The organism is Streptomyces sp. NBC_00885, assembly GCF_045207475.1.
In the GTDB taxonomy this organism is placed as follows: domain Bacteria; phylum Actinomycetota; class Actinomycetes; order Streptomycetales; family Streptomycetaceae; genus Streptomyces.
On record NZ_CP108796.1, the window covers coordinates 7014808 to 7041605 of the forward strand.

General features: G+C 70.5%; 23 protein-coding genes and 1 tRNA gene. 15 read left to right on the forward strand and 9 right to left on the reverse strand.

Going from position 1 to position 26798, the window contains the following annotated elements; translation table 11 throughout:
* Positions 1-8: 8 nt before the first annotated feature.
* Entirely contained in the window at positions 9-515 is a 507-nt protein-coding gene (locus OHA61_RS31910; protein WP_406305951.1) for an NUDIX hydrolase, read from the reverse strand.
* Positions 516-611: 96 nt separating this feature from the next.
* Here OHA61_RS31910 and OHA61_RS31915 point away from each other — a divergent pair, with 96 nt between their 5' ends.
* From OHA61_RS31915 to OHA61_RS31930, 4 genes are all read left to right on the forward strand, one after another.
* Complete coding sequence (locus tag OHA61_RS31915) at positions 612-2267, forward strand: FAD-binding dehydrogenase (RefSeq protein WP_406305952.1); 1656 nt, start codon at positions 612-614, stop codon at positions 2265-2267.
* Positions 2268-2623: 356 nt separating this feature from the next.
* Positions 2624-3289: a molybdopterin-dependent oxidoreductase gene (locus tag OHA61_RS31920; protein ID WP_406307558.1), complete on the forward strand. Its 666-nt coding sequence runs from the start codon at positions 2624-2626 to the stop codon at positions 3287-3289.
* Entirely contained in the window at positions 3261-3893 is a 633-nt protein-coding gene (locus OHA61_RS31925) for a cytochrome b/b6 domain-containing protein (RefSeq protein ID WP_361918825.1), read from the forward strand. The genes OHA61_RS31920 and OHA61_RS31925 overlap by 29 nt, the downstream gene beginning before the upstream one ends.
* Positions 3894-4117: 224 nt before the next feature.
* Entirely contained in the window at positions 4118-5578 is a 1461-nt protein-coding gene (locus tag OHA61_RS31930) for an amino acid permease (protein ID WP_406305953.1), read from the forward strand.
* Here OHA61_RS31930 and OHA61_RS31935 read toward each other — a convergent pair.
* Together OHA61_RS31935 and OHA61_RS31940 are read right to left on the reverse strand one after the other, a co-directional pair.
* Complete coding sequence (locus OHA61_RS31935) at positions 5575-6534, reverse strand: pseudouridine synthase (protein ID WP_406305954.1); 960 nt, start codon at positions 6532-6534, stop codon at positions 5575-5577. The genes OHA61_RS31930 and OHA61_RS31935 overlap by 4 nt on opposite strands.
* 89 nt (positions 6535-6623) lie before the next feature.
* Positions 6624-6711: transfer RNA gene (locus OHA61_RS31940), tRNA-Leu, on the reverse strand.
* A 184-nt stretch (positions 6712-6895) separates the two neighbouring features.
* Here OHA61_RS31940 and OHA61_RS31945 point away from each other — a divergent pair.
* From OHA61_RS31945 to OHA61_RS31955, 3 genes are all read left to right on the forward strand, one after another.
* Positions 6896-8221: a M20/M25/M40 family metallo-hydrolase gene (locus tag OHA61_RS31945; protein ID WP_389370918.1), complete on the forward strand. Its 1326-nt coding sequence runs from the start codon at positions 6896-6898 to the stop codon at positions 8219-8221.
* Between the two features lie 166 nt (positions 8222-8387).
* Entirely contained in the window at positions 8388-8621 is a 234-nt protein-coding gene (locus tag OHA61_RS31950) for a chaplin (RefSeq protein ID WP_266478203.1), read from the forward strand.
* A 141-nt stretch (positions 8622-8762) separates the two neighbouring features.
* Complete coding sequence (locus tag OHA61_RS31955) at positions 8763-9512, forward strand: chaplin family protein (protein WP_406305955.1); 750 nt, start codon at positions 8763-8765, stop codon at positions 9510-9512.
* 102 nt (positions 9513-9614) lie between these two features.
* Here OHA61_RS31955 and OHA61_RS31960 read toward each other — a convergent pair whose 3' ends face one another.
* Complete coding sequence (locus OHA61_RS31960) at positions 9615-9803, reverse strand: DUF5703 family protein (RefSeq protein WP_005319466.1); 189 nt, start codon at positions 9801-9803, stop codon at positions 9615-9617.
* Positions 9804-9850: 47 nt separating this feature from the next.
* Between OHA61_RS31960 and OHA61_RS31965 the strand changes: the two genes are divergently transcribed.
* On the forward strand, positions 9851-10510 hold the full coding sequence (locus OHA61_RS31965) for a hypothetical protein (protein ID WP_406305956.1): 660 nt from the start codon (positions 9851-9853) through the stop codon (positions 10508-10510).
* 97 nt (positions 10511-10607) lie between these two features.
* Here OHA61_RS31965 and OHA61_RS31970 read toward each other — a convergent pair whose 3' ends face one another.
* Together OHA61_RS31970 and OHA61_RS31975 are read right to left on the reverse strand one after the other, a co-directional pair.
* On the reverse strand, positions 10608-12740 hold the full coding sequence (locus OHA61_RS31970) for a helix-hairpin-helix domain-containing protein (protein ID WP_406305957.1): 2133 nt from the start codon (positions 12738-12740) through the stop codon (positions 10608-10610).
* Positions 12737-13720 (reverse strand): aldo/keto reductase, encoded by a 984-nt coding sequence (locus OHA61_RS31975; RefSeq protein ID WP_361917217.1) that lies wholly within the window; start codon positions 13718-13720, stop codon positions 12737-12739. The genes OHA61_RS31970 and OHA61_RS31975 overlap by 4 nt, the downstream gene beginning before the upstream one ends.
* A gap of 129 nt (positions 13721-13849) precedes the next feature.
* On the opposite strand from OHA61_RS31975, the gene OHA61_RS31980 reads away from it, so the two are divergent.
* Positions 13850-14899, forward strand: a complete 1050-nt coding sequence (locus tag OHA61_RS31980) for an LLM class F420-dependent oxidoreductase (protein ID WP_361917214.1) — start codon at positions 13850-13852, stop codon at positions 14897-14899.
* Between the two features lie 437 nt (positions 14900-15336).
* The gene (locus OHA61_RS31985; protein WP_406305958.1) at positions 15337-16122 is read left to right on the forward strand and encodes a ferritin-like domain-containing protein; all 786 of its coding nucleotides are present in this window, start codon (positions 15337-15339) and stop codon (positions 16120-16122) included.
* 23 nt (positions 16123-16145) lie between these two features.
* Here the strand turns inward: OHA61_RS31985 and corA are convergent, their stop codons facing one another.
* Entirely contained in the window at positions 16146-17129 is a 984-nt protein-coding gene (gene corA / locus OHA61_RS31990) for a magnesium/cobalt transporter CorA (RefSeq protein WP_361917209.1), read from the reverse strand.
* Positions 17130-17196: 67 nt separating this feature from the next.
* Here corA and OHA61_RS31995 point away from each other — a divergent pair, with 67 nt between their 5' ends.
* From OHA61_RS31995 to OHA61_RS32015, 5 genes are all read left to right on the forward strand, one after another.
* On the forward strand, positions 17197-17883 hold the full coding sequence (locus tag OHA61_RS31995; RefSeq protein ID WP_406305959.1) for a histidine phosphatase family protein: 687 nt from the start codon (positions 17197-17199) through the stop codon (positions 17881-17883).
* Between the two features lie 94 nt (positions 17884-17977).
* Positions 17978-18568 (forward strand): DUF3090 domain-containing protein, encoded by a 591-nt coding sequence (locus OHA61_RS32000; protein ID WP_266478233.1) that lies wholly within the window; start codon positions 17978-17980, stop codon positions 18566-18568.
* A complete protein-coding gene (locus tag OHA61_RS32005) occupies positions 18532-19350 on the forward strand; it encodes an SCO1664 family protein (RefSeq protein WP_406305960.1) in 819 nt (272 codons plus the stop codon). The genes OHA61_RS32000 and OHA61_RS32005 overlap by 37 nt, the downstream gene beginning before the upstream one ends.
* A gap of 542 nt (positions 19351-19892) precedes the next feature.
* Complete coding sequence (gene mshC / locus OHA61_RS32010; protein ID WP_389370925.1) at positions 19893-21122, forward strand: cysteine--1-D-myo-inosityl 2-amino-2-deoxy-alpha-D-glucopyranoside ligase; 1230 nt, start codon at positions 19893-19895, stop codon at positions 21120-21122.
* Positions 21123-21215: 93 nt separating this feature from the next.
* Positions 21216-24260: an NPCBM/NEW2 domain-containing protein gene (locus OHA61_RS32015; protein ID WP_406305961.1), complete on the forward strand. Its 3045-nt coding sequence runs from the start codon at positions 21216-21218 to the stop codon at positions 24258-24260.
* Positions 24261-24333: 73 nt separating this feature from the next.
* Here OHA61_RS32015 and OHA61_RS32020 read toward each other — a convergent pair whose 3' ends face one another.
* Together OHA61_RS32020 and OHA61_RS32025 are read right to left on the reverse strand one after the other, a co-directional pair.
* Positions 24334-24813 (reverse strand): hypothetical protein, encoded by a 480-nt coding sequence (locus OHA61_RS32020; protein WP_406305962.1) that lies wholly within the window; start codon positions 24811-24813, stop codon positions 24334-24336.
* A gap of 61 nt (positions 24814-24874) precedes the next feature.
* Positions 24875-26656: a S8 family peptidase gene (locus OHA61_RS32025; protein ID WP_406305963.1), complete on the reverse strand. Its 1782-nt coding sequence runs from the start codon at positions 26654-26656 to the stop codon at positions 24875-24877.
* Positions 26657-26798: the final 142 nt, after the last annotated feature.

A 26798-nucleotide genomic window follows, 5' to 3' on the forward strand; every position in this document is an offset into this window, starting at 1 on the left:
GTCGCACCCTACGTGCCCGACTCCCGCAGCCGTTCGTACGCCGCGAGACCGTCCGGCACCCACTCCCACTCCCCGAGCCGCCGCTCCAACTCCCGCTCGGGCAGGAAGCCGTGCCAGGCGACCTCCTCGGCCTGCGGGTTCACCGGCAGCTCGCAGCGGACCTCGTACACGGCCGACCACCAGGTCTGATCGCCGCGCTCGTAGAGGAACTTGAACAGCGGCACGGGCGCGGGGAGTCCGCAGACCCCCAGCTCCTCCTCGGCCTCGCGCAGCGCCGCCGCGTCATAGCTCTCACCCGCGCCGACGACACCGCCCACGAACATGTCGTACAGGGAGGGGAAGACCAGCTTGGTCGCCGTCCGGCGGTGAACGAAGATCCGGTCCTGCGCGTCCCTCGCCAGAACGAAGACGGCGCGGTGGCGCATGCCGCGCGCGTACGCCTCGCCGCGCGGGGCCTGGCCGATGACCTCGTCGTTCTCGTCGACGATGTCCAGGATTTCGTCAGCGGGATTCATATCCCCATCCAAGCACCGGCCGAACTGTTGACGAGTTACTGCCGCGTACCGAAGATCGGAGCCATCGCACTCCGGCCCCCGACAAGGATGGAACCCATGGCGTACGACGCTGATGTGATCGTGATCGGGGCAGGACTCGCAGGCCTGGTGGCCACCGCGGAGCTCGTCGACGCCGGACGAAAGGTCATCCTGCTCGACCAGGAGCCCGAACAGTCGATCGGCGGACAGGCACACTGGTCTTTCGGCGGACTCTTCTTCGTCGACTCGCCCGAACAGCGCCGGATGCGGATCAGGGACAGCCGGGAGCTGGCCCTCCAGGACTGGCTCGGCACGGCGGGCTTCGACCGCGAGGAGGACCGCTGGCCGCGCCAATGGGCACAGGCCTACGTCGACTTCGCGTCCGGCGAGAAGCGCGCCTGGCTGCACGCCCAGGGGATGCGGTTCTTCCCGGTCGTGGGCTGGGCCGAACGCGGCGGCTACGACGCCACCGGGCACGGCAACTCCGTACCCCGCTTCCACATCACCTGGGGCACGGGCCCCGGAGTCGTCGCCCCCTTCGAGCGGCGCGTCAGAGCGGGCGTCGCCCGTGGACTGGTCCAGCTGAAGTTCCGCCACCGGGTCACCGGGTTGAGCAGCAGCGGCGGCACGCTCGACACGGTCGGCGGCGAAGTCCTCGAGCCCTCCGGCGCCGAGCGCGGCACCGCGAGCAGCCGCGAGGTCGCCGGGGCCTTCGAGTTCCGCGCACAGGCCGTGATCGTCACCTCCGGCGGCATCGGCGGCAACCACGACCTCGTACGCGCACAGTGGCCCGAGCGGCTCGGCACCCCGCCCGAGAAGATGCTCTCCGGCGTCCCCGCCCATGTCGACGGGCTGATGATCGGCATCGCGGAACGCGCGGGCGCGAGCCACATCAACAGCGACCGGATGTGGCACTACACCGAGGGCATCGAGAACTGGAACCCGATCTGGGCCAAGCACGGAATCCGCATCCTGCCCGGGCCCTCCTCGCTCTGGCTCGACGCGCGCGGCAAGCGGCTGCCCGTCCCGCTCTTCCCCGGCTTCGACACGCTCGGCACGCTCGAACACATCATGAAGTCCGGTTACGACCACACCTGGTTCGTGCTCGACGAGAAGATCATCGGCAAGGAGTTCGCGCTCTCGGGCTCCGAGCAGAACCCGGATCTGACCGGGAAGTCGATCCGCGACGTGATCCGGCGCGCGACGGCGGATGTGCCGGGGCCGGTGAAGGCGTTCATGGACAACGGCGTCGACTTCGTCGTCGAGAAGGATCTCTCCGCGCTCGTACGCGGCATGAACGCGCTCACCAAGGAGCCGCTCATCGACGAGGCGAGGCTGCGGCTGGAGATCACCGCGCGGGACCGGGAGATCACGAACCCCTTTACCAAGGACCTCCAGGTCACGGCGATCCGCGGAGCCCGCAAATACCTGGGCGACAAGCTCATCCGCACGGCGGCGCCGCACCGCATCCTCGACCCGAAGGCCGGTCCGCTGATCGCCGTCCGGCTGAACATCCTCACCCGCAAGTCGCTCGGCGGCCTGGAGACGGACCTGTCCTCGCGGGTGCTCAGCGATGACGGCGAGCCGCTGGCGGGTCTGTACGCGGCGGGGGAGGCGGCGGGATTCGGCGGGGGTGGGGTGCACGGCTACCGCTCGCTGGAGGGCACGTTCCTCGGCGGCTGCATCTTCTCGGGCCGCGCGGCGGGCCGGGCGGCGGCGCGGGCGGTGGGGTAGGAGGCGGTGCGCCTGCGGCGGGAACGCCGGACGGGCTGGATGTGCGGCCAGCCGCACATTTCAGCCTCGTGGGGGTCCCCCAGGGACGAAGTCTGGGGGAGTTTGAGGCGCGGGGGTCCGGGGGCAGCGCCCCCGCCACGCGGCGGAGCCGCAAAGTGTCACAGCGGGAAGGGGCGGGGTGGGGAACAGCCCCGCAGGGCACCAGCCGGTCGCGCCGGGCACGCCGAGTGTGACGGAAGTCTGACGTGCGGCCCGATCCCCTGGCATCTCCCGGCCCCGAGTGTTCGAATCGAACCGTGACCACACACCACCCCGACGCCGAGGGCGCCCCCGTCGGCCGCCGCCTGGTGCTCGGCATGATCGGGCTCGGCGGGGCCGCACTCGCGGCCGCGCCGTATCTCCAGCGAGGGCTCGAGTCCTTTCTGGGCGCGGCCTCGGACAACGACCCGACCGGCCTGACCGGACTGCTTCCCAACGGCGGCGGCTTCCGCTATTACTCGGTCGCCTCCTCCGTGCCGCACAAGAGCGAGCAGAACTACCGCCTCACCGTCGACGGCCTCGTCGACCGCCCCGCGATGTACACGCTCGACGAACTGCGCAAGCTGCCGCAGACCCGGGCCGTGCGCGACGTCCAGTGCGTCACCGGCTGGCGGGTCCCCGACACCCCCTTCTCGGGTGTGAAGCTGTCCCTCCTGCTCGACGCCGCGGGTGTACGCCCCGAGGCCAAGGCCATCCGTTTCACCTGCTTCGACGGCACGTACAGCGAGAGCCTCACCCTCCCGCAGGCCCGCCGCGACGATGTTCTGGTCTGCCTGAAGATGCAGGACAAGCCGGTCAGCCACTCGCACGGTGGCCCGGTCCGGCTGTATGTGGCGCCGATGTACTTCTACAAGTCCGCGAAATGGCTCTCCGGGATCACCGTCACCTCCCGCGTCCGGCCCGGCTACTGGGAGGAGCGGGGTTATGACGTCGACGCCTGGGTCGGCCGGTCCAATGGCCGCAGTGACACCCCCACCGTCTGAACGGCCCGCCCGCGTCAAGCGGTTCAGCCGGGCCGAGCGCTGGGTGCACCGTACGACCGCCGGGCTGATGCTGCTGTGCGTGGCGACCGCGGCGGCCCTGTACGTACCGCAGATCGCCGAGCTCGTGGGGCGCCGCTACCTGGTGGTCACCGTCCATGAGTGGTCCGGGATCCTGCTGCCCGTGCCCTTCCTGCTGGGCCTTGCCTCGCCCGCCTTCAGAGCCGATCTGCGCAGGCTGAACCGCTTCGGGCCGCACGATCGGACCTGGCTGCGCGCTGCCCGGCGGCGTGATCGCAGGCCCTCGTCGCGTCCGGCGGGCAAGTTCAACGCCGGGCAGAAGGTGTACGCGGCGTGGATCGCGGGCGCGGTGCTCGTGATGCTGGCGACCGGGCTGCTGATGTGGTTCACGCATCTGACGCCGCTGGTGTGGCGTACGAGTGCGACGTTCGTGCACGACTGGCTGTCGCTGGCCGTCGGCATCGTGCTGGCCGGACACATCGGAATGGCGCTCGCCGACCCGGAGGCACGCAGGGGTATGCGTACGGGGTCGGTCGAGCGCCCGTGGGCGAAGCGGGAGCACCCGCTGTGGCGCGAGGACGAGTAGAAGCCACCCGCAGGTGTGACGCCTGCTTGGCGCGCGTCCCTCGATGACCTTGCTTTACTGCGCCGTAACCTCTGAAACACCTCAGATCTATATCTGCGTGACCTTGGCCACTGCCAAAATCCCAGGGTTGCCTTGAATATGTGCCGTCGGGTCATGGCACGGTGACGCCCCCCACCGGCCACGGCCGGGACCGCCCATATCCCCTCACGAAGGCGAACCCCTCCATGAGTGACCGCACCACTGCGGCCGAAACGCTCGCCGCCGGGGCACCGGCGAAGAGCACCCCCCACGTCGACGCAGGAGACGCCGGCTACAGCAAGGACCTCAAGTCCCGCCACATCAACATGATCGCGATCGGCGGAGCGATAGGCACCGGCCTGTTCCTCGGAGCCGGCGGCCGGATGGCCAGTGCGGGCCCCTCCCTCGCCATCGCCTACGCGGTCTGCGGCGTCTTCGCCTTCTTCGTCGTCCGCGCGCTCGGCGAGCTGGTCCTCTACCGCCCGTCCTCCGGTGCCTTCGTCTCCTACGCCCGTGAGTTCATGGGCGAGAAAGGCGCCTTCGCGGCAGGCTGGCTCTACTTCCTCAACTGGTCGACCACCGCGGTCGCCGACATCACCGCGGCCGCCACCTACGCCCACTTCTGGGCCATGTTCAGCGACATCCCGCAGTGGGTTCTCGCGCTGATCGCGCTCGCCGTCGTCCTGACCGCCAACCTCATCTCGGTGAAGTACTTCGGCGAGATGGAGTTCTGGTTCGCGATCATCAAGGTCGCCGCGCTCGTCGCCTTCATGCTGGTCGGCATCTTCCTGGTGGTCACCCAGCACCCGGTCGACGGCCACACCCCCGGCTTCTCCACCGTCACCGACAACGGCGGCATCTTCCCGACGGGCATGCTGCCGATGCTGCTGGTCATCCAGGGCGTTGTCTTCGCGTACGCATCCGTCGAGCTGTGTGGCGTCGCGGCCGGCGAGACCGAGAGCCCCGAGAAGATCATGCCCAAGGCGATCAACTCGATCATGTGGCGCGTGGGGCTGTTCTACGTCGGCTCGGTGGTGCTGCTCGCGCTGCTCCTCCCGTACACGGCGTACTCCGGTGACCAGAGCCCGTTCGTCACCGTCACGGAAAAGCTCGGTGTCCCCGGCACAGCCCACGTGATGAACCTCGTGGTGCTGACCGCCGCCCTGTCCAGCCTGAACTCCGGGCTGTACTCCACCGGCCGCATCCTGCGCTCCATGGCGCTGTCGGGCTCCGCGCCCAGGTTCACCGGCCGGATGAACAAGGGCCAGGTGCCCTACGGCGGCATCCTGCTGACCGCGGGCTTCGGTGTGCTGGGCGTCGCGCTCAACTACAAGGTGCCCGACGAGGCCTTCGAGATCGTTCTGAACCTCGCCTCGATCGGCATCCTCGGCACCTGGGGCATGATCATGCTCTGCTCGCTGCTGTTCTGGAACCGCGCCCAGGACGGCCGGGTCACCCGCCCCTCCTACCGGCTGCCCTGGGCCCCCTACACCCAGATCGTCACGCTGTTCTTCCTGGCCGGCGTGGCCTTCCTGATGTGGTGGGGCGGCGGCGTCGGCCGTACGACCGTCATGCTGCTGCCGCTGATCGCGGCGGCGCTGGTAGGCGGCTGGTTCGTCGTCCGCGGCCGGGTGCGCGCGATCGCCGCGGAGCGCCAGGACGCCTAACGCCCGGCGCTTGGCGGCTCTGCTGCGGGGACGGGCCACTGCGTCAGCCGCAGGCGGCTCTCGAAGCGGTACGGCTCTCCCGTCACCGGATCGGTGAACTCCAGCGCCTTCGAGAGGAGTTGCAACGGCCGGGAGTAGTCGTCGGGCCCCGGCTCCTGGACGACCGGATAGACCGGGTCGTTCAGGAGCGGGAGCCCGAGGCTGTTCATGTGGACCCGCAGCTGATGGGTGCGGCCGGTGGCCGGCAGCAGCCGGTACCGGCCGAGCCCGCCCCGGTGATCCAGCAGCTCGATCCGGCTCTCGCTGTTCGGCTCGCCGGGCTCCTCGCGTGCCGCCATGACCCCGCGCTCCTTCACGATCCTGCTGCGTACGGTCACGGGCAGGGCGAGCGCCGGGTCGTACGGCGCGATCGCCTCGTACTCCTTGCGCACCCTCCGGTCCCGGAACAGCGTCTGGTACGCGCCGCGGTCCCCGGGCCGTACGACGAAGAGCGCGAGCCCCGCGGTCAGCCGGTCGAGCCGGTGCGCGGGCTGCAGTTCGGGCAGAGAGAGATCGCGTCGCAGCCGCGCGAGCGCCGTCTCGGTGATGTGCCGGCCGCGCGGGGTGGTGGCCAGGAAGTGCGGCTTGTCGGCGATCACCAGACGCTCGTCGCGGTGGACGATCCCGACCTCGAAGGGCACGCGCTCCTCGGGCGTGAACTCGCGGTGGAACCAGAGATAGCGCCCGGCGGTGTACGGCTCGTCGGCGGCGACCGGACCGTCCGTGGAGACGATGCGCCCCTCCCGGAACAGGGCGTCGACCCTGTCCGCCCCGATGGCATCGGCGTACCGGGCGAGGAGATGGTCCTGCACCGTCTTCCACGCGCCGTCGGGATCGGCGGGCAGCCGCAGCCGTACCGGATCGATGCCGTCGCGCTGGGGGAGCGGCGCGCGCGGGGCCTTGTGTCTGCGTCTCACCAAGACGACTGTATGCGCACCCCGTAGGCGCACCGTCTCGCGAACAGGCAGAACGCGAAGATCCCCACGGGATTCCGTGGGGATCTTGGTGGTGTCCGAGGGGGGACTTGAACCCCCACGCCCGATAAAGGGCACTAGCACCTCAAGCTAGCGCGTCTGCCATTCCGCCACCCGGACAAGGTGTCTGTCTCGCGGCTCTTGGCCGTTCCGACGTGGAAAACCATAGCAAACATTCGGACGTGCCCGATCACGCGCCGGTCCTTGTGAAGAGCGCATGACGGCGGACCGCCGCCTTGGGGTCCGGGCCCGCGCGCGGGAGGATGAGGAGGAACCACCAGCAGCGACAGTGGGAGGAATCAGCGTGAGCGAGTCGAACACGGCCCGTACCGTCTCGGGCGAGGACGAGGTCGTGGACCTCTGTCGTGAGCTGATCCGCATCGACACCAGCAACTACGGCGACCACTCGGGGCCGGGGGAGCGGGGCGCGGCCGAGTACGTCGCGGAGAAGCTCGCCGAGGTCGGACTCGAACCCAGGATCATCGAGTCCCACAAGGGGCGCGCCTCCACGGTCGCCCGGATCGAGGGCGAAGACCCGTCGCGGCCCGCGCTGCTCATCCACGGTCACCTCGACGTCGTACCGGCGAACGCCCACGACTGGACCCACGACCCCTTCTCCGGCGAGATCGCCGACGACTGCGTCTGGGGCCGCGGGGCGGTCGACATGAAGGACATGGACGCGATGACCCTCGCGGTCGTACGGGACAGGCTGCGCAGCGGCCGCAAGCCCCCGCGCGACGTGGTGCTGGCCTTCCTCGCGGACGAGGAGGCGGGCGGCACATACGGCGCGCGGTATCTCGTCGACAAGCACCCGGACCTCTTCGAGGGAGTCACCGAGGCCATCGGCGAGGTCGGTGGCTTCTCCTTCACCGTGAACGAGAATCTGCGGCTCTACCTCGTCGAGACGGCCCAGAAGGGCATGCACTGGATGCGCCTCACCGTCGAGGGCACCGCGGGGCACGGCTCGATGACCAACAACGACAACGCCATCACCGAGCTCTGCGAGGCCGTCGGCCGGCTCGGGCGCCACAAGTGGCCGGTCAGGATGACCAAGACCGTACGGTCCTTCCTGGACGAGCTCTCCGACGCGCTCGGCACGCCGCTCGACCCGGAGGACATGGACGCGACGCTCGCCAAGCTCGGCGGCATCGCGAAGATGATCGGCGCGACGCTGCGCAACTCCGCGGCGCCCACCATGCTGGGCGCGGGCTACAAGGTGAATGTCATCCCCGGGCAGGCGACCGCACACGTCGACGGGCGCTTCCTGCCGGGCTACGAGGAGGAGTTCCTGGCCGACCTCGACCGGCTGCTCGGCCCGCGCGTCAAGCGGGAGGACGTGCACGGCGACAAGGCGCTGGAGACCAGCTTCGACGGGGACCTCGTGGACGCGATGCAGATCGCGCTCAAGGCCGAGGACCCCATCGCCCGCGCCGTTCCGTACATGCTCTCCGGCGGCACCGACGCCAAGTCCTTCGACGATCTCGGTATCCGCTGCTTCGGCTTCGCGCCCCTCAAGCTGCCTCCGGAGCTGGACTTCGCGGGAATGTTCCACGGGGTCGACGAGCGGGTGCCGGTCGACGGTCTGAAGTTCGGTGTGCGGGTGCTTGACCGATTCCTGGACGGGTGCTGAGTCGCTGCGGGTGAAATCCGCTGAAAAGAAACTCCAATAATCGTCAATGTGTGCGCACTTGACTGAAAAGAGTGAAAGGAGTCAGGGGCTCGTAGCCCACCCCTCTCCTCCTCGTTACAGGTGATGCGGTCCGCGGCTGGGATCGCATTGCCAACAAGGAGGAATAATGATCAAGAAGGTCGTCGCTGCTGCGGCTGCCACTGGCGGTCTGGTGCTCGCTGGTGCGGGTGTGGCCATGGCCGACGCGGGTGCCCAGGGTGCCGCCGTGAACTCCCCCGGCGTGCTCTCCGGAAACGTCGTGCAGGCACCCGTCCACGTGCCGGTGAACCTGTGCGGCAACGCGGTCTCCGTGATCGGGCTGCTGAACCCCACCTTCGGCAACACCTGCGTCAACGACTGACGTTGTGACTCGGCCCACCAGGGCCTGGGTTTGAACTCGGGCGGTCCCGGAGTGCGTGCCATGCACTCCGGGGCCGTCGGGCATTCCAGCCCCGGGCACGACGTCCGGGACTTCCTGAAGCGGAAAGCAGGGAACAACCTCATGCGACAACTCTCTCGCAAGGGTCTGATCACCGTCGCGGCTGCGGGCGGAGTACTCGCCCTCGGCGGCGGTTATGCGCAGGCGGATGCCGGCGCATACGGGAGCGCATCGAATTCTCCGGGCGTGGCGTCCGGGAATGCGGTCCAGGTCCCGGTTCACGTGCCCGTCAATGTGTGCGGGAACACGGTCAATGTCATCGCGCTGCTGAACCCCACGTTCGGCAACGGCTGCGCGAGCGACAGTGGCGACGGGTCCGGCGACGTCTCGACCGGCGGAGCCCACACCGAGGGGGCGACCACCAACTCGCCCGGTGTCGCCTCGGGCAACACCGTCCAGGTCCCGCTCGATGTCCCCGTGAACGTCTGCGGGAACACGGTCGACGCAGGCGCGGTGCTCAACCCGGCGTTCGGCAACGAATGCGGCAACGGCGGCGGCGACGAGGCCAACACGCCGCCCTCCGTCCCCAACGAGCCGGGGAGCCCGCAGGAGCCGGGAAGCCCCGAGGAGCCGGCAACCCCCGGTGAGCCCACCACCCCGGCTGTCCCGGCTGTGCCCGCGACGCCCACCACTCCGCAGCCGGTCACTCCGGCCGTGCCGAACACCCCCGGCACGCGGAACGTCGACCAGGGCGACACCCCCGGCCAGCTCGCGCAGACCGGATCCAGTGCGCTCGGCCTGCTGGCCCCGGCGGGTGCGGGTCTGCTGCTGGCGGGAACGGTGCTCTACCGTCGCGCCCGCGCCTCCGCGTAACCACGCAATCACCGTGAGGTTCAGCGGTACGAAGCTGTACGAAGGTGCATGAAACGGAGCGGGTCCCGCGATCGCGAGGCCCGCTCCGCTGCACTCACTCGCTCACCAGGTGGCGCGCACCTGACGGATGATGCGCCGGCGCAGCCGCACCCTGCGGCTGCCGTCCCGGTGCAGACTCAGTCGGTCCAACTCCCAGTGCCCGTACTCGGCGTGGTCGGTCAGCAGACGGGTCGCTTCCTTGCGGGAGACCCCGCGCGGCACGTACACGTCGACAAATTCGTATTCCGGCATCGCATCTATTGTGCGGGCAGAGCCCCAGTACGGATAGCGTCTGCACTATGTCTGATGCTGCGCAGCCCACCGCTGCCGAGGTACGTGCCGCCGCCGAGGCGGTCAAAGCCGCACTGGACCGTCACCTCGCGGCGGTCGAGAACCGCTCGGGTGAGGACGACCCGGCCGTTTACGACGCGTTCAACATCCTTGCCGCGGCGGCGGAGGCGTACGACGAACGCCTCTACGACCGCTATGACGAGGTGACGCCCTTCGAGATCCCGGGCGCGGACGACTCGCTTCCGCCGTACGCGGGCCCCGAGGAGCCGAACGCGCTCAGCGTGCTGATCCGCCGGGACTACGCGGTGGTCGAGCCGCAGCGGCTGCTCGCACAGGCACAGCGCATCGCCGATCTGGACCCCGAGGAGGACCGCTCGGAGGATGCGCCGGTGGTCGGCACGAGCGTGCACGCGGCGCTCGGTGTGCTCTTCGGGGAGTACGAACCGGATGAAATCGCTTCCCGGCACAAGGAATTCGGCCTGGAGGAGGGCGACTCCACGCTGTGGGTGTCGGCCGCGGACGATCTTCCGGAGCCGGGGGAGTGGCTGAGCACGCCCTTCGACCAGGCGGACCCGCAGCGGGTCGTGTGCCGCTTCGACGTCAGCTCGGTCTTCGACGAGGACGAGCTGGGCGAGGGGATGGACGATCTCGACGAGTCGGAGTCCTGACCGGAGCCGGCCGGTTTGATCTTCAACGCGGCCCCCGTCGCATCCCGGCGACGGGGGTCTCGCGCCTTTCTGCCTGTGGCTTCGGTGCCGGATGTGCCTACGGATTCGGTTCCGGGGCGAGCAGACCTTCGAGCAGCGGCCGCAGCCGGGTCGTACGGCCCTGGGACGGGATCTCTGCCACCGCACGAGGCAGCGCCTGGTCCACGCCGTGCACCACCGACAGATGACGCTCGCCACGGCTGAACGCGGTGTAGACCCACGGCCGGCTCAGCCCCTGCGCCGCATCGCCCGGCAGCACCACCACCGCCGCGGGCCAGCGCATCCCGGCTGCCTGGTGCGCGGTGAGCGCCCAGCCGTGGCGCACGCCCGACTCGACCCGCTCCTTCGGTACGACGACGGGCGTGCCCTCGCAGTCCAGGTGCAGGCCGTCCGCGTCCGCCGAGTCGACGGTGCCGGCAAGCGTCCGGCCGAGCGCCGGGGCGTAGGCCACTCGGTCGCCCGGGTCGAAGCCGCCGAACCGGCCCGGACCGGGGTTCAGCCGCTCCTTGAGGGCCGCGTTGAGCGCGCGGGTGCCCGCGGAGCCGCCGTGCCCGACGGTGATGACCTGGGTCTGCTCGGTCGGCACCCCGATGGCCCGCGGCACCGAGTCGGCGACGAGCTGGACCGTACGGTGGACCGCCTCGCCCGCGTCGCGCACCGGGACGATGACGACCTCCTTGCCGGGCGCCTCCACCTGGTTCAGCTCGCCGATCCCGATGCCCGAGACCAGCTCCCCGATCGGGCCCGGATCCGGCGTGCGCGAGGCGATCTGCGGACACACCCCGGCCGCCAGTACATCGGCGAACACCCGGCCCGCGCCCGCCGACCACAGCACACCGGGATCGCCGCTCAGCACCAGACGGCTCCCGTCCGGCATCGACTCCACCAGCATCGCGGCGCTCTCCACATCGAGCTGCGGCGCGTCCAGCACCACCAGCAGGTCGAGTGCGAAGGCCCCGTCCGTGTCCCTGCCCGGTCCCTGAGAACCCGAGATCAGCCCGGCGAAGGTGACCGCGTCGCGCTCGCTGCCCAGCCGCCTGCTGCCGTTCTCGCTGTGGACCGCGATCACCGCGCGCAGCCCCAGCTCCGCGGCTGCCTCGGCCAGCGCGACCGGCTCGGCGCGCGCCGCCTCACCTCCGGTGTGTACGACCAGACCGCTCGCCGCGACCGCGCGGATCAAGTCGGTCGGCTCCGCCGCCTCCCATCGGGCGTCGGCGCCGGTCTTCGCCAGCCGCGCCAGGCCGTCCGCGAGGCTCTCCTCGGCGAGCGCGTAACGGTCGAGGCCCAACAGCACCGGGACGGCGGGCTGTTCGGACTCCGACTCCTCCCCGGTCTGCTCGATCTCCTCGACGCCGTCCTGGAAGACCAGCACAGCGCCTTCCGCGATGGCCTGCTGCAAGGCCTCGTCCGGATCCGGCACCGAGCGCTCGGCCAGCGCAGCGCGCACGGCCGACGACTCCAGCGCGGTGTGACCCTGCAGCGCCGCCCGCTCCAACTGCCAGCCGACCAGGGCCGTCGTGCGGCGCTCGTCCCCCGGTCCGCATTCGGCGCCGAGCAGCGCCCGGGCGAAACCGTCGACCTGCTCCGGCCGCACCCCGGGCACCGACAGCAGCCGCCACGGATCCTCGCGCAGGATCTCCGCGGCCTGCTCCCCGAGCGCCTGCGCGACCTGCGCGGCCAGTGCCTCGGGCGCACCGCCCTCGACGAGCACGGACCGCACGCCGTCGACGGTCTCCGGCGCGGTCGGCCGGGGCGCCCCGGCCGGCTCGGGAACCCGTGGCCGCACCGGCTCGGCCGCCGCAGGGGCGGGTCGCCTCGGCGCTGGTGCCGGGGAGTCGAAGAAAGCGGTGCCGGACTTCTCGCCGCTCTCCACGGCCCGTACCGCAGCGAGCAGATCGGCGGCCGTCCCGCTCAGCTTGGTGCCGGCCTCGATGGGAGCCGCCTTCTCGGCCTTGCGCTGCTCGATCCTGGCCCTCAACTCCCGCTGCGCGGCGAGCTCGGCCTCGGCCTCGGACAGCTCGGCGGCCTTCCCGGCGCCAGGGGCGGCGGTGTCCGCCGCGCCTTCCTCGGGCGAGGCGGCCTCAGCGGTCTCGTCGGCGGCGGCGTCCGGAGCCTCGATGGCGTCAGCGGCCTCCGTGGCGTCAGCAGCCTCAGTGGCGTCCGCGGCCTCGGGCGCGTCCGGCTCGGTCACAGCGTGCTCCAGTCCTGGTCGGGATATCGGTGCACGGGCGCGGACACATCGTCGAGCGCCTGGCAGATCTCGTCAGGAAGACTAAGCGCCTCCACTGACAACGCGGCCGTGAGCTGCTGTGCATTGCGCGCGCCGACGATCGGGGCCACCACTCCCGGCCGGTCCCGCACCCATGCCAGCGCCACCTGGAGTGTCGTCGCCGCAAGCCCGTCCGCCGCCGTCGCCACCGCGTCCACGATGCTGCTCGCAGCCTCGTCGAGATAGGGCTCCACGAACGGCGCCAACTGCTCCGAAGCGCCCCGCGAGTCCGCCGGAGTCGCATGCCGGTACTTCCCCGTCAGTACCCCGCGGCCGAGCGGCGACGACGGCAGCAGGCCGACCCCCAGGTCCAGCGCCGCGGGCAGCACCTCCCGCTCGACGCCCCGTTGCAGCAGGGAGTACTCCATCTGCGTACTCGCAAGTCGCGTGCGCACCCCAGGCGACGCAAGCTGCCACGTCGCCGCCTTCGCCAGCTGCCAGCCACAGAAGTTGGACACGCCCGCATAGCGCGCACGCCCGCTGCTCACCGCGATGTCCAGCGCCTGGAGCGTCTCCTCCAGCGGGGTTTCCGGATCGAAGGCGTGGACCTGCCACAGATCCACATAGTCCGTACCGAGGCGCTCCAGCGAGGCGTCCAGAGCGGCGAGGAGATGCCCGCGCGAGCCGTCGAAGCGACGGTCCGGATCCGGCACGCTGCCCGCCTTGGTCGCGATGACCAGATCGCGCCTCGGCACGAGCCGTTCGACGAGCTGCCCCAGCAGATACTCGGCATCCCCGCCGCCGTACACATCTGCCGTGTCGACCAGCGTGCCGCCCGCCTCCCAGAACGCCTTCAACTGGTCGGCAGCGTCATGCTCGTCGGTGTCACGCCCCCAAGTCAGGGTGCCGAGCCCGATCCGGGACACGCGCAGGCCGGTACGGCCGAGATGCCTCTGCTCCATGGGCGCGAGATTACTGGCCATCGGCCCACCCTGAGAGAGCCTGTGGACAACGTCCCTCTGCCGGATCGCCCGAACCCGCGCTAGAGTCCCCGGAACAGGGACGTTACTGATCAGTAAGAGGGAGCGGTTATGCGGCTCGGCATCAACCTCGGCTACTGGGGCGCGGGGATGGACAGCGACAATCTCGCCGTCGCCAAGGAGGCCGACCAGCTCGGCTACGACGTCTGCTGGGCCGCCGAGGCCTACGGCTCCGACGCCCCCACCGTGCTCGCCTGGGTCGCCGCGCAGACCGAGCGCATCGACGTCGGCTCGGCCATCCTGCAGATCCCGGCCCGCCAGCCCGCCATGACCGCGATGACCGCCGCCACCCTCGACTCCCTCTCCGGCGGCCGCTTCCGCCTGGGCCTCGGCGTCTCGGGTCCGCAGGTCTCCGAGGGCTGGTACGGCATCAAGTTCGACAAGCCCCTCTCCCGCACCCGTGAGTACGTCGAGATCGTCCGCAGGGCGATGTCCCGCGAGCGCCTGTCGTACGAGGGTGAGCACTGGACGCTTCCGCTGCCGGGCGGACCGGGCAAGCCGATCAAGCTCACCGTGCACCCGGAGCGTGAGCACATCCCGCTCTACATCGCCGCGATCGGTCCCAAGAACCTGGAGCAGACCGGCGAGATCGCGGACGGCGCGCTGCTGATCTTCCCTTCCGCGGACCATCTCGAGGACACCGCGATCAAGTACCTTCGGGCGGGCCGCGAGAAGGCCGGGCTGACGATGGAGGGCTTCGACGTCTGCCCGACGCTGCCGCTCGCGGTCGGCGACGACGTGGGCGGTCTGGCCGACATGTTCCGTCCGTACACCGCGCTGTACGTGGGCGGCATGGGCAGCCGCAAGCAGAATTTCTACAACCAGCTTGCGCAGCGCATGGGTTACGAGAAGGAAGCGGCCGAGATCCAGGACAAGTACCTGTCCGGCGACAAGGCGGGCGCGGCCACGGCGGTCCCGCACCAGCTGATCGACCAGACGACGCTGCTGGGTCCGGTGGAGCGGATCGCCGAGCGGATGCAGGCATACGCGGCGGCCGGAGTCACGACGCTGACGCTCGCGCCGGCCGGCTTCACACTCGACGAGCGCCTGACCGCCCTGCGGGCGGGTACGGAAGCGCTGGAGCGCGCGGGCCTGGCGTAACCCGGTCGGCCCCCTGGAGCCGACAAGCCGGGCAATGCGAGCGTCGCCGCCCGGGTGACCATGCGGGCCGCCCGGGCCCGGGGAAAGCCGAAAACAAGTCCGCGGCCGTGGTGCCTGGGTGACCGTATGGGCCGCCCGGGCCCGGGGAAAGCCGAAAACAAGTCCGCGGCCGTGGTGCCCGGGTGACCATTGGGCCGCCCGGGCCCCGGGGAGAGCCGAAAACAAGCCTGCGGCCGTGGTGGGGGCTCGGGGGTCTTCCCCGCCACGGCCGTCATGCAGCACAACGCCCGACAGGCCTTCAGGGTTACTCCCCGAAGCCCCCTTCGTGTCGCGTACCGCTGTCGTCCGTTCGGCGGAGTTGTACGACTTACCTGTTGCCTCGCCTCCTGTACCGCATTTGACTCTTTATTTGCGGACATCTTCTCGGAGGTGCAGTGATGCTTTCGGCCCGAAGTCTTTTCCAAGAAATCGTCGACAGCGACGACGCATTCCAGCTCTTCTGCTCGATCGCCGCCAGCGGCGAGACGCAGGGCGGCTGGGAGAACGGCCGTATCGCCGCCCTCGTCCCCGAGAGCATGCGTGCCCTCGCACCCAAGATCGCCCGGCACGGCGCCGACGAGGACAAGCACGGCAGACTCTTCAACGCCCTGCTCAAGAAGCGGACTCTTCAGCCTGTGCCCGTCCCGCCCGAGACCGACTACACGATGCTGCTCGAGCAGCGGGGCATCGGACTCACCCACGAGAAGCTGCGCCGCGACCAGCCACTGACCGAGCAGGACATCGTCGTCTACCTCTCGCACAGCCGGGTCACCGAACAGCGGGCCGCGGACCAGATGGACATGCTGGTGAAGTACTTCGGCGACCACCCCGAGCTGGGCAAGGCCATAACCATGATCTGCAACGACGAGGACAACCATCTGGCGTACTGCCACGAGGAGTTGCTGCGTCTGGCCGCCGCGGGTCACGGCCGCACCATCCAGCGGGTCCTGCGCGAGAGCGCCCTCGCCGAGATCCAGGTCTACCGCGATGTCAGCCTCGCGGTGATGGATCACATGGGACGCCTGCTGCACTGGCCCAGAGCCAAGTCCCTTGCGCTGAGCGCGGGCATCCACGCGATGTACGGCTACGAACGCTTCGGCGGCTGGCACCGGATGGTCAGCCTGCGGATGCCGGTCCGCCGGGGCGCGCTCGACGGCCCGCCGACGGCCGCCCCCGCCTTCTGACGGCCTGCGCGACCGGACAGGACCTACAGCCAGCCCCGGCGCTTGAACTGCCGGAACAGGCCGTACACCGCACCGGCCATCAGCACGACGACCACCGGATACGCCCACACCCACCGCAGCTCGGGCATGTGGTCGAAGTTCATGCCGTAGATCCCCGCGACCATCGTGGGGACCGCGACCATGGCCGCCCACGCCGAGATCTTGCGCATATCGTCGTTCTGCCGCACGCCCATCTGCGCGAGATGGGCGGACAGGACGTCCGACAGAAGCCGGTCCAGCCCCTCCACCTGCTCGTTCGCCCGCGTCAGATGGTCGTTGACGTCCCGGAAGAACGGCTGGGAGTGCTGGTGGACGAACGGCACGCCCGCGCTCGCGAGACGAGCCATCGGAGCCGCCAGCGGCCCGGCGGCTCGGCGGAACTCCAGCACCTGCCGCTTGAAGGTGTAGATCCGCACCGCGCTGTTGCGCGCACCGCCGCCGACCGGTGCGAAGACCTCGGTCTCCAGTTCCTCCAGGTCCACCTGGAGCTCGCCGACGACATCGATGTAGTGGTCGACGATCGCGTCGCTGATCGCGTACAGCACCGCCGTCGGGCCGTGCTTGAGAACCTCCGGCTCGGCCTCCAGGCGCAGCCGTACGGCATGCAACGGCGAGCTCTCGCCGTGCCGCACGGTCACCACGAACGAGTCACCGATGAAGACCATCAGCTCGTCCGTCGTGACGGCGCCGCTCTCCGGCGCGTACACGACCGGCTTGAGGACCACGAACAGTGAATCGTCGTACACCTCGAGCTTGGGCCGCTGGTGGGCGTCGAGTGCGTCCTCCACCGCCAGCGGATGCAGCCCGAACTCCGCCGAGACGTGGTCGAACTCCTTCTCCGTCGGCTCGTACAGACCGATCCAGAGGAAGGCGTCGCCCGTGGCCCGCGCCTCGGCCAGGGCATCGGAGAAGTCGGCAGGGCCCGGCGTTCGGCGCCCCTTGCGATAGATGGCGCAGTCCACGATCACGAAGGCATTCTTCCCCGCTCACGGCCCGGGCGCACCCCTGGGCTCAGGTCGGCCTAGGCTGACGGGCATGGCCACGCTGATCCTCGTACGCCACGGACGCTCCACCGCCAACACCGCGGGGGTGCTCGCCGGCTGGACCCCCGGTGTCTTTCTCGACCAGCGCGGCGCCGCGCAGGCCGCCGGGCTGCCCGGACGCCTCGCCGATGTGCCGCTCGCCGCGGCCGTCAGCAGCCCGCTGGAGCGCTGTGTGCAGACGCTGCAGCCCCTCCTCGACGCCCGGCCCGGACTGGAGCTGCAGACCGACGAGCGGATCGGCGAGTGCCACTACGGCGACTGGTCCGGCCGCAAGCTCGCCGAGCTCGCCGACGAGCCGCTGATGGAGGTCGTCCAGCAGCATCCCTCGGCGGCGCAGTTTCCCGGCGGCGAGTCGATGCGGGCGATGCAGGCGCGGGCCGTCGATGCCGTACGCGACTGGAACGCGCGCGTGGAGGCCGCGCACGGCGAGGACGCGGTGTATGTGATGTGCTCGCACGGCGACCTCATCAAGTCCCTGGTGGCGGACGCGCTGGGCATGCACCTCGACCTGTTCCAGCGGATTCATGTGGAGCCGTGTTCCGTCTCCGCGATCCGGTACACACGCACCCGCCCGTTTCTCCTGCGCCTCGGTGACACCGGGGACTTCGGCTCGCTGGTGCCGCGTGGGAACGGCGGTGGCGGGGCCGGAGTCGTCGGAGGCGGCGCGGGCGCCCCGTGATCGCTCCGCGCAGTAGGGTGGACGGGCCGAAAACCCGTATGCCCGCTCGATAACCTTCCGCAACTTTCCGCAATCGTCCCGAGGGAGACAGAACGTGTCCCGTCAGGTGTTCCTCTACGACCCGCCGGACCGGTTCGTGGCCGGTACGGTCGGGCTGCCTGGACGCCGTACGTTCTTCCTGCAGGCTTCGGCCGCAGGGCGCGTCACCAGCGTGGCCCTGGAGAAGACCCAGGTGGCCGCGCTCGCCGAGCGGATCGACGAGTTGCTGGACGAGGTGGTACGCCGCACGGGGGGCAATGCGCCGGTGCCGGCCGTGGCGCCCGCCGACGTCTCGGACACGGCGCCGCTGGACGCTCCGGTCGAGGAGGAGTTCCGGGTAGGCACGATGGCGCTGGCCTGGGACGGCGAGGAACAGCGCATGATCGTCGAGGCGCAGGCGCTCGTCGAACTGGACGCGGACTCCGAGGAGGATCTCGCCGAGGCCGAGGAGCGGCTCCTCCAGGACGAGGAGAACGGCCCGCCGATGCTGCGCGTCCGGCTGAGCGGTGCGCAGGCCAGGGCGTTTGCCAAACGCGCGCTGGACGTGGTCAACGCCGGTCGGCCGCCGTGCCCGCTGTGCAGCCTGCCGCTCGATCCGGAAGGACACGTATGCCCGCGCCAGAACGGATACCGCCGCGGAGTCTGACGGCAATCGATCTCCTCACCAAGGGGGAGCTCAAGGTGCGCGGACGGGTCCGCGAGGCGTCCAACGCGGTGCTTTACTGCTCCGTCTCGTACGAGGGCGAAGAGGCCCACTGCGTGTACAAACCGGTCGCCGGGGAGCGGCCGCTCTGGGACTTCCCGGACGGGACACTCGCGCAGCGCGAGGTCGCGGCGTACGAGGTCTCCGAGGCGACGGGGTGGGGCCTGGTCCCGCCGACGGTCCTGCGGGACGGGCCGTACGGCGAGGGCATGGTCCAGCTCTGGATCGAGGCCGACCCCGAACAGTCCCTCCTCGCCCTGGTCGAGGAGGAGGAGCCGGGCGAGGGCTGGAAGGCGGTCGGCTTCGCGGAGGTGGGCGAGGGCCGTACGGCGCTGCTGGTCCACGCGGACGACGTGAGGCTTCGGCGGCTGGCCGTGCTGGACGCGGTGATCAACAACGGCGACCGCAAGGGCGGGCATCTGCTGCCGACGGCTGACGGTCATCTGTACGCGATCGACCACGGGGTCACGTTCAACGTGGACGACAAGCTGCGGACGCTGCTGTGGGGGTGGGCGGGGGATCCGCTCCCGGCGGACGCTCTGTCGTCACTGGCGGCCCTGGCGGACTCCCTGTCGGCGGACGGGCTGCTGGCCACCCGTCTGGCGCAACTGCTGACGGCGGCGGAGGTCGAGGCGCTGAGGGGGCGGGTGGAGGCGTTGAGGGGGGCGGGGAGGCATCCGGTGCCGTCGGGGGAGTGGCCGGCGATTCCGTGGCCGCCGGTGTGAGGCGGGGTTTGTTCCCCCACCCCGCCCTCCCCCTACGGCCTGGCGGCCGTGGGAGGTACCCCCATCCCGAAACTGGGGGCAAGCCCCCAGCCCCCCGACCGGGGATTAGGGGGGAACGTGGGGGCTGACGCCCCCACAGCCCCGAAGCGCCCGCTTCGCGGCGCGAGCTGAACGCCTCCCGGCGCCTGCGTGCGGGGCGACGAGGCTCGCCTCGCGGCGCGCGACTTCGCGGCGCGAGCCCTACCCCTCCCGCCTCGCGGCGAGGGGGGACCAAGGCGTCTCCCTGCAAGGGGGCCGTGGAGCGGGTGGAGTCGGGACGTAGAGCGTGATTTGTGGCGCACGTACGCCCGCGCCCCGCGGCAGACCAGAGACGCGCCGTAAATCATGCAGTCCCGGCTGCACCCCGGAGCGGACCCCGAACGGCGCGCCCACGGCACCGGGTAACCCCGCGACCCGCGCCGCCGGACGGCACCCCGCGCCGCCGGGTAATCCGAACCGACTCCGGGTCGTATGTGGAAGCGGCGTCCGGTTAGGCTCGTGTCATGCATGCCTGGCCCGCTTCTGAGGTCCCCGCCCTGCCTGGCAAGGGCCGCGACCTCCGGATCCACGACACCGCGACCGGTGGTCCTGTGACCCTCGACCCCGGTCCCGTCGCCCGTATCTACGTCTGCGGCATCACTCCGTACGACGCGACCCACATGGGTCACGCGGCGACCTACAACGCGTTCGACCTCGTTCAGCGCGTGTGGCTCGACAACAAGCGGCAGGTTCAGTACGTCCAGAACGTGACGGACGTCGACGACCCGCTCCTTGAGCGCGCCATCCGTGACGGGCACGACTGGACCGAGCTCGCCGAGCGCGAGACCGCGCTCTTCCGCGAGGACATGACCGCCCTGCGGATGCTTCCGCCCCAGCACTACATCGGCGCCGTCGAGGCCATACCCGGCATCGTGCCGCTCGTCGAGCGACTTCGGGACGCCGGCGCCGCGTACGAGCTCGAAGGCGACGTGTACTTCTCGGTCGAGTCCGACCCGCACTTCGGTGGGGTGTCCCACTACGACGCCGACGTCATGAAGGCGCTGTCCGCCGAGCGCGGCGGCGACCCCGAGCGCCCCGGCAAGAAGAACCCGCTCGACCCGATGCTCTGGATGGCCGCCCGCGAGGGCGAGCCGAGTTGGGACGGCGGCAGCCTCGGCCGCGGACGGCCCGGCTGGCACATCGAGTGCGTGGCCATCGCCCTCGACCACCTCGGCATGGGCTTCGACGTGCAGGGCGGCGGATCCGATCTCGCCTTCCCGCACCACGAGATGGGCGCGTCGCACGCCCAGGCGCTCACCGGCGAGTACCCCTTCGCCAAGTCGTACGTCCACGCGGGCATGGTCGCCCTGAACGGCGAGAAGATGTCGAAGTCCAAGGGCAACCTGGTCTTCGTCTCCAAGCTGCGCCGCGACGGCGTGGACCCCGCCGCGATACGCCTCGCGCTCCTCTCGCACCACTACCGGGCAGACTGGGAGTGGACCGACGACGTGCTGCGGGACGCCGTGGAGCGGCTCGGCCGCTGGCGTGCGGCCGTCTCCCGGCCCGACGGGCCGTCCGCCGACGCGCTCGTCGAGGAGATCCGCGACGCCCTCGCGAACGACCTCGACGCCCCCGCCGCGCTCGCCGCAGTCGACCGCTGGGCCGCGCTCCAGCAGTCCGAAGGCGGCATGGACGAGGGCGCGCCCGGCCTCGTCTCGCGCGGTGTCGACGCCCTGCTGGGCGTAGCCCTGTAGACCGCTCCGGCCGCTCCCGGGCTTCGATAAGTCCAGGAGCGGCCGGACACAAGTCCATGGTCATGTACGCGGCAACGCGTTACACACAGCGCCATGAGATCCCCAAAACGCTTCAGATCAGCGGTCGTTGCCGCGCTCCTCGGTCTGTTCGCCGCCCTTGTGCCGCAGGTCACGGGCGCACAGGCCGAACCGGCCGACACGACGGTCGGTGACGTCACCGGGTTCGCTCACGACGGAGCCGTCTTCCGGCTGACCGCCGGCCGCTCCACCGCCCGCGTCAGCTTCGTCTCCGCCGAGACCTTCCGTATCGAACTCGCCCCGGACGGCACGTTCACCGACCCCACCGGCACGGACATCGTCCTGCCCCAGGGCGCCCCGCCCGCGACCACCTGGCGCGACAGAGGCGACCGGTACGAACTGGGCACCTCCAAGGTCACGCTGCGCGCGTACAAGTCGCCGCTCCGCTTCGCCCTCCACCGGGCCGACGGCACCCTGCTCTGGGCCGAGACCAAGGGCCTGACCTGGAATCAGGACAGGACCACCCAGACCCTGGCCCGCGGCGCCGACGAGCAGTACTACGGCGCCGGAATGCAGAACGGCCGCGGCAACACCTCCCATCGCGGCAAGACCGTCGAGGTCGGCGTCGACTACAACTGGAACGACGGCGGGCATCCCAACTCCGTGCCGTTCTACCTCTCTTCGGCCGGCTACGGCGTCTACCGCAACACGTACGCGCCCAATACGTACGTCTTCGACGAACCGGTGACGGCCACCGCCAAGGAACAGCGTTTCGACGCCTACTACTTCGCGGGCCCGAGCGCCAAGGACGTCATCGGCCAGTACACGAGGCTGACCGGCAAGCCCTTCATGCCGCCCGTCTACGGCCTCGAAATCGGCGACGCCGACTGCTACTTGCACAACGCCAACCGCGGCGAGCGCCACACCCTCGACGCACTCAAGGTCGCCGACGGCTACGTCCAGAACGACATGCCAGGCGGCTGGATGCTCGTCAACGACGGCTACGGGTGCGGCTACGAGAACCTGGCGGAGACCGGCCAGGGCCTTGGGGACCGCAAGATGCAGATGGGCCTGTGGACCGAGGACGGCATCGGCAAGCTCGCCGAGCAGGTCAGGGCGGGCCAGCGCGTCGCCAAACTCGATGTCGCCTGGGTCGGCGAGGGCTACAAGTTCGCGCTCGACGGCTGCAAGGACGCGCACAAGGGGATCGAGGACAACAGCGACGCCCGCGGCTTCACCTGGGCGCCGGAGAGCTGGTCGGGCGCGCAGCGCTGCGGAGTGCAGTGGTCAGGCGACCAGTCGGGCAACTGGGAGTACATCCGCTGGCAGATCCCGACCTACGCGGGCGCGAGCATGTCCGGTCTCGCGTACACCACGGGCGACGTGGACGGGATCTTCGGCGGCAGCCCCAAGACGTACACCCGCGATCTGCAGTGGAAGATGTTCCTGCCGGTCACGATGACCATGGACGGCTGGGCGCCTCACGACAAGCAGCCCTTCCGGTACGGAGAGCCGTACACCTCCGTCAACCGCGGCTATCTCAAGCTGCACGAGTCCCTGCTCCCGTACATCTACTCCTACGCGCACGAGGCGACGAGCACGGGCGTGGGACTGGCCAGGCCGCTCGCCCTGGAGTACCCGGACGACCCCAAGGCGGCCACGGACGCGGCCAAGTACGAGTTCCTGAGCGGTGAGGACTTCCTGGTCGCGCCCGTCTACCAGGACGCCGTCAAGCGGGACGGGGTCTATCTGCCCAAGGGCACCTGGATCGACTACTGGAGCGGACGGACCTACGAGGGGCCGGTCACCGTCGACGGCTACAGCGCTCCGCTCGACACGCTGCCGCTCTTCGTGAAGGCCGGGGCTGCCGTCCCGATGTGGCCGGGCATCCGCTCGTACGCGGACCGCACGGCCGATTCCCCGCTCGCCTGGGACATCTACCCGCAGGGGCGCTCGTCCTTCACGATGTACGAGGACGACGGCGTCACGCGCGAGCACCGCGCGGGGAAGTACGCCACCCAGCGCGCCGACGTGGCCGCGCCGAGCGGTGGAGCCGGCGATGTGACCGTCCGGATCGGGGCGAGCCAGGGGCAGTTCACGGGCAAGCAGGCCACACGCCCGTACCGCTTCAGCGTGCACACCGGCGACGCGCCGAGCAGGGTCGCACTCGACGGCCGCGCGCTGCCGAGACTGAGCTCGAAGGCGGAGTACGAGAAGGCCGCGCAGGGCTGGTGGTACGACCGGGACGACCGCGGCGGAGTGGTGATCGTCAAGACGCCGTCCCTGCGCACCGACCGGAGCTTCGGCCTTGAGCTGAAGGACACCAGCGCCGTCGGCGGCACGGTGGCCACAGCCGCCGCCACCCTCGCCGTCCCGGCCGGTCAGGAGCTCGGCGCGGGCGTCGCGGGCACGGTCGCCGTCGACGTCACGGCGGGCACCCGGGACGCCACCGCGGTCCAGGTCTCGCTGAACACCCCGGCCGGCTGGCAGGTGAGCCCGGCCCAGACCGTGGACCGTATCCCGGCAGGGACCACGCGGCGCGTCGAGGTGGCCGTCACTCCGGCCAAGGACGCCACACCCGGCGAGGCGACGCTGACCGCGCTCGCTCGGCACCGGGCGGCGGGCGTCGACCGTACGTCACTCCAGCGGTTCGCGGTCGGGGTGATGCCGCAGCCGCCGGTCGCGGACGCGTGGGCGAGCGATCTTCTCTGGCTCACCGCGGCCAACGGCTACGGTCCCGCCGAACGCGACCGCAGCAACGGCGAGTCGGGCGCGGCGGACGGGCACGTACTGACCCTGGCGGGCAAGACGTACGAGAAGGGAATCGGCGCCCATGCCGACTCCGACATCGAGGTCTATCTCGGCGGACGCTGCACCGCGCTGACCGCCGACGTCGGCATCGACGACGAGATCAACGGCTATGGGGAGGTGGCCTTCTCGGTCGAGGCGGACGGCAAGGTGCTGTGGACCTCGCCCAAGGTGACGGGCGCGTCGGCGACCGTACCGGTCGATGTGCCGCTCGTCGGGGCGCGGCATGTGCGGCTGAAGGTCACCGACACGAACGGCTCGAAGTCGGGCGACCACGGCGACTGGGCGGCAGCCCGCTTCAGCTGCGCGTAGGTACGTGGCCGGAGCATGATCGGGCGCCGGGTGGTCCCTTGCCCACCCGGCGCCCTCTGTGCGGGAGTTGGCGCTACTGCTTGTTCACGATGACGGCCTGGATGACGTCGTTCGTCGACTCGTAGATCCCGATGACCTGCTGCCCGAAGGCGAAGGCTTCCTGGACCTCGTCATGCGTCACCGCGTTGGGGTTGACCAGCCGGCGCCAGCCGTTGTTGATGAACAGGTAGAGGATGGACGGCTGGCCGGGCAGCGGGGTCACGACGTCCCAGAACTTCGTCGCGATACCGCTCGTGATGGCCTGGCTGTCGACCGCGCCCGGCAGCACCAGCGGCTGCTGCTGCTGGTGTTGCTGCCCGGCCAACTGCTGGAGCAGGTGCTGGTAGGGCTGCTGCTGGCTGAGCTGCTGCATCTCCTGTGCGAGCGGGATGTGGCTCTGCTGGCTCTGGAGGCCCATCTGGGGCGGTGCCGTGCTCGCGCCCTGCTGCGCGTACTGCTGCTGTCCGTACTGCTGGCTCATGGTGCTGGGGTTCATCTGCGGGGTGGTGCTCATGCGATGTTCACCTTCCCTTTCGATTTCCTCCGGCGGTTGATCCGGCGGTTGATCCGGCGGTTCATCCAGCGACGACCAGGCCCACGACCTCGTCGTCCGAGTACCAGACGCGAACGTCCGGCCGTCCCCCCGCGAAGGCGGCATGGACCGCCTGGCGGATGTCGGGGGCGGGGTGGTTGAGGTTGCGCCACGCGCCGGCCACGAACAGCCTCATGCGCGGCGGAAGTTCACGGGGATACGGCAGCAGCTCGTCCCAGTACCGCTCCGCCCGGCCCGAGCCGACCGAGGCCGGGATCAGGTGGGTGACGGCGGCCTTGATGTCGGGGCGGTTGCCGATCCGCTGCGAGGCGGGCCGTCCCGGGGCGTCCTGCTGCGGCGAACCGGTCCTGCGCAGGACGTCGCGCGCCTGCTCGGGGCTCATCGCGGCGAGCTGTGCCGCCCTGAGGATGCCCTGCAGGCAGGCCAGCGCGCCGACCACGACCGGCGAGGCGGACGAGGTGCCCGAGAAGGTGTCGGTGTACCAGGCGATCTCCTCGGCGCCGCCCTGGAGATCACCCGCCCGGTCCCAGAAACCGCCGGTCGTGGTGACCTCGCGGCCCCAGCCCTGGGCGTCGATACGCGCCCCGTAATTGGAGAACGCCAGCCGCGAGCGGTCGGGACCGTGGTCGCGGCCGTGCGTCCCGGGCGGGGGAGCGCCCGCTCCGACGAGGATCGCCCCGGACGACTGGTTCGACGGGTTGAAGGGGTTGCGCCACCACTCGGGGAACTCGTCGGGCCTGCGCTCGTACAGCGCGTCGTCCAGACTCTCGGCGCCGTTGCCCGCCGCCTCCACGACCAGGACGCCCTTCTCGCTCGCCCAGCGGATCGCCGCGCAGTCGTCCGGCCACCACTCCAGCGCGATGTAACCGCGCTGGTCGTCGCGCTCCTCGAAGTCGAACCGCGGTCCCGGCCGGTGGAGTTCGACGAGGAGGATGTCGCCGGGGGAGAGCCGTTCGGCCGCCGCGTGGATGGCCGCGGCCGAGCCGGTGCCCTGGAACGAGGCGGCCGCGGTCACCGCCTCCGGAGCGATCCCGGTGATGCCCTTCTCGTCGCGGTCGCCGCCGATCACGCCGAGGACCGCCGTGCCGTGGTTGCGCCAGGCGACGTCCTGGACCGGATTGCCGACGACGATGCCCGCGAGCCTGTCCGCCAGGTCCTCGTGGCCCAGCTGCCAGGCGCCCTCGACATCGACGACGGTGACACCCTGTCCGGAGCCGCCGGGACGCTGCCAGGACCAGTACGCGTCCACTCCTTCGGGCGCGGACCGCAGATAGCCCTGGCGGCCGGTGTAGTCGGGGGTCGCGGGCGCGCCCTCCTTGAGCCGCTTGGCCTCTTCCGTCAGGGCGGGCGGCGCCGGCGGGCCCTGTGGTGCCGTCCGTGCGGGCACGGCGCCGGGCTTGACGTACGCCGTCTCGATCTCGGGGAGGGCCGCAAGCCGGGCGGTCAGCTCCAGGGCCCGGTCGGCCCGGTCGCCCCCGCCCCGTACGCGATAGAAGAGCGAGAGGTCCGGCATGGCGCCCCGTCCGGCCGGCCCGGCGGGCGGCGAGGGCAGGGCGGACCGGGTCCGCTCCTCGTTGCCGAACAGCGGCTCCAGGGCGAGCTGTTCGTCGCTGAGGAACATGTTGAGGGCGGAGAGGTCCGCCCCGGAGGCCGACCGTACGCGATCCGTGCCGGCGCGCAGCCGGGCCTCGGCCCGTGCGACGACGATCAGCTCCGGCTCGGCTCCTTGATAGGTGAATCCAGCTCCGTCGGGTCCAGGGCCCGTCGTTCCGGGGCCCTGACCTGGGAGTGCCTGATCGGTCATCGCGGTGACCGCTCCCTTCGGGTGCGTGCTCCGTGTCTGTGCCGGGTGCGTGCTCCGTGGCTGTGCTCCGTGCTGCCGGTGGCCACCCTGCTACCGACACCGCGGTACGTCCACCCCGCTGCGCGAAATACGTTTGAATTCA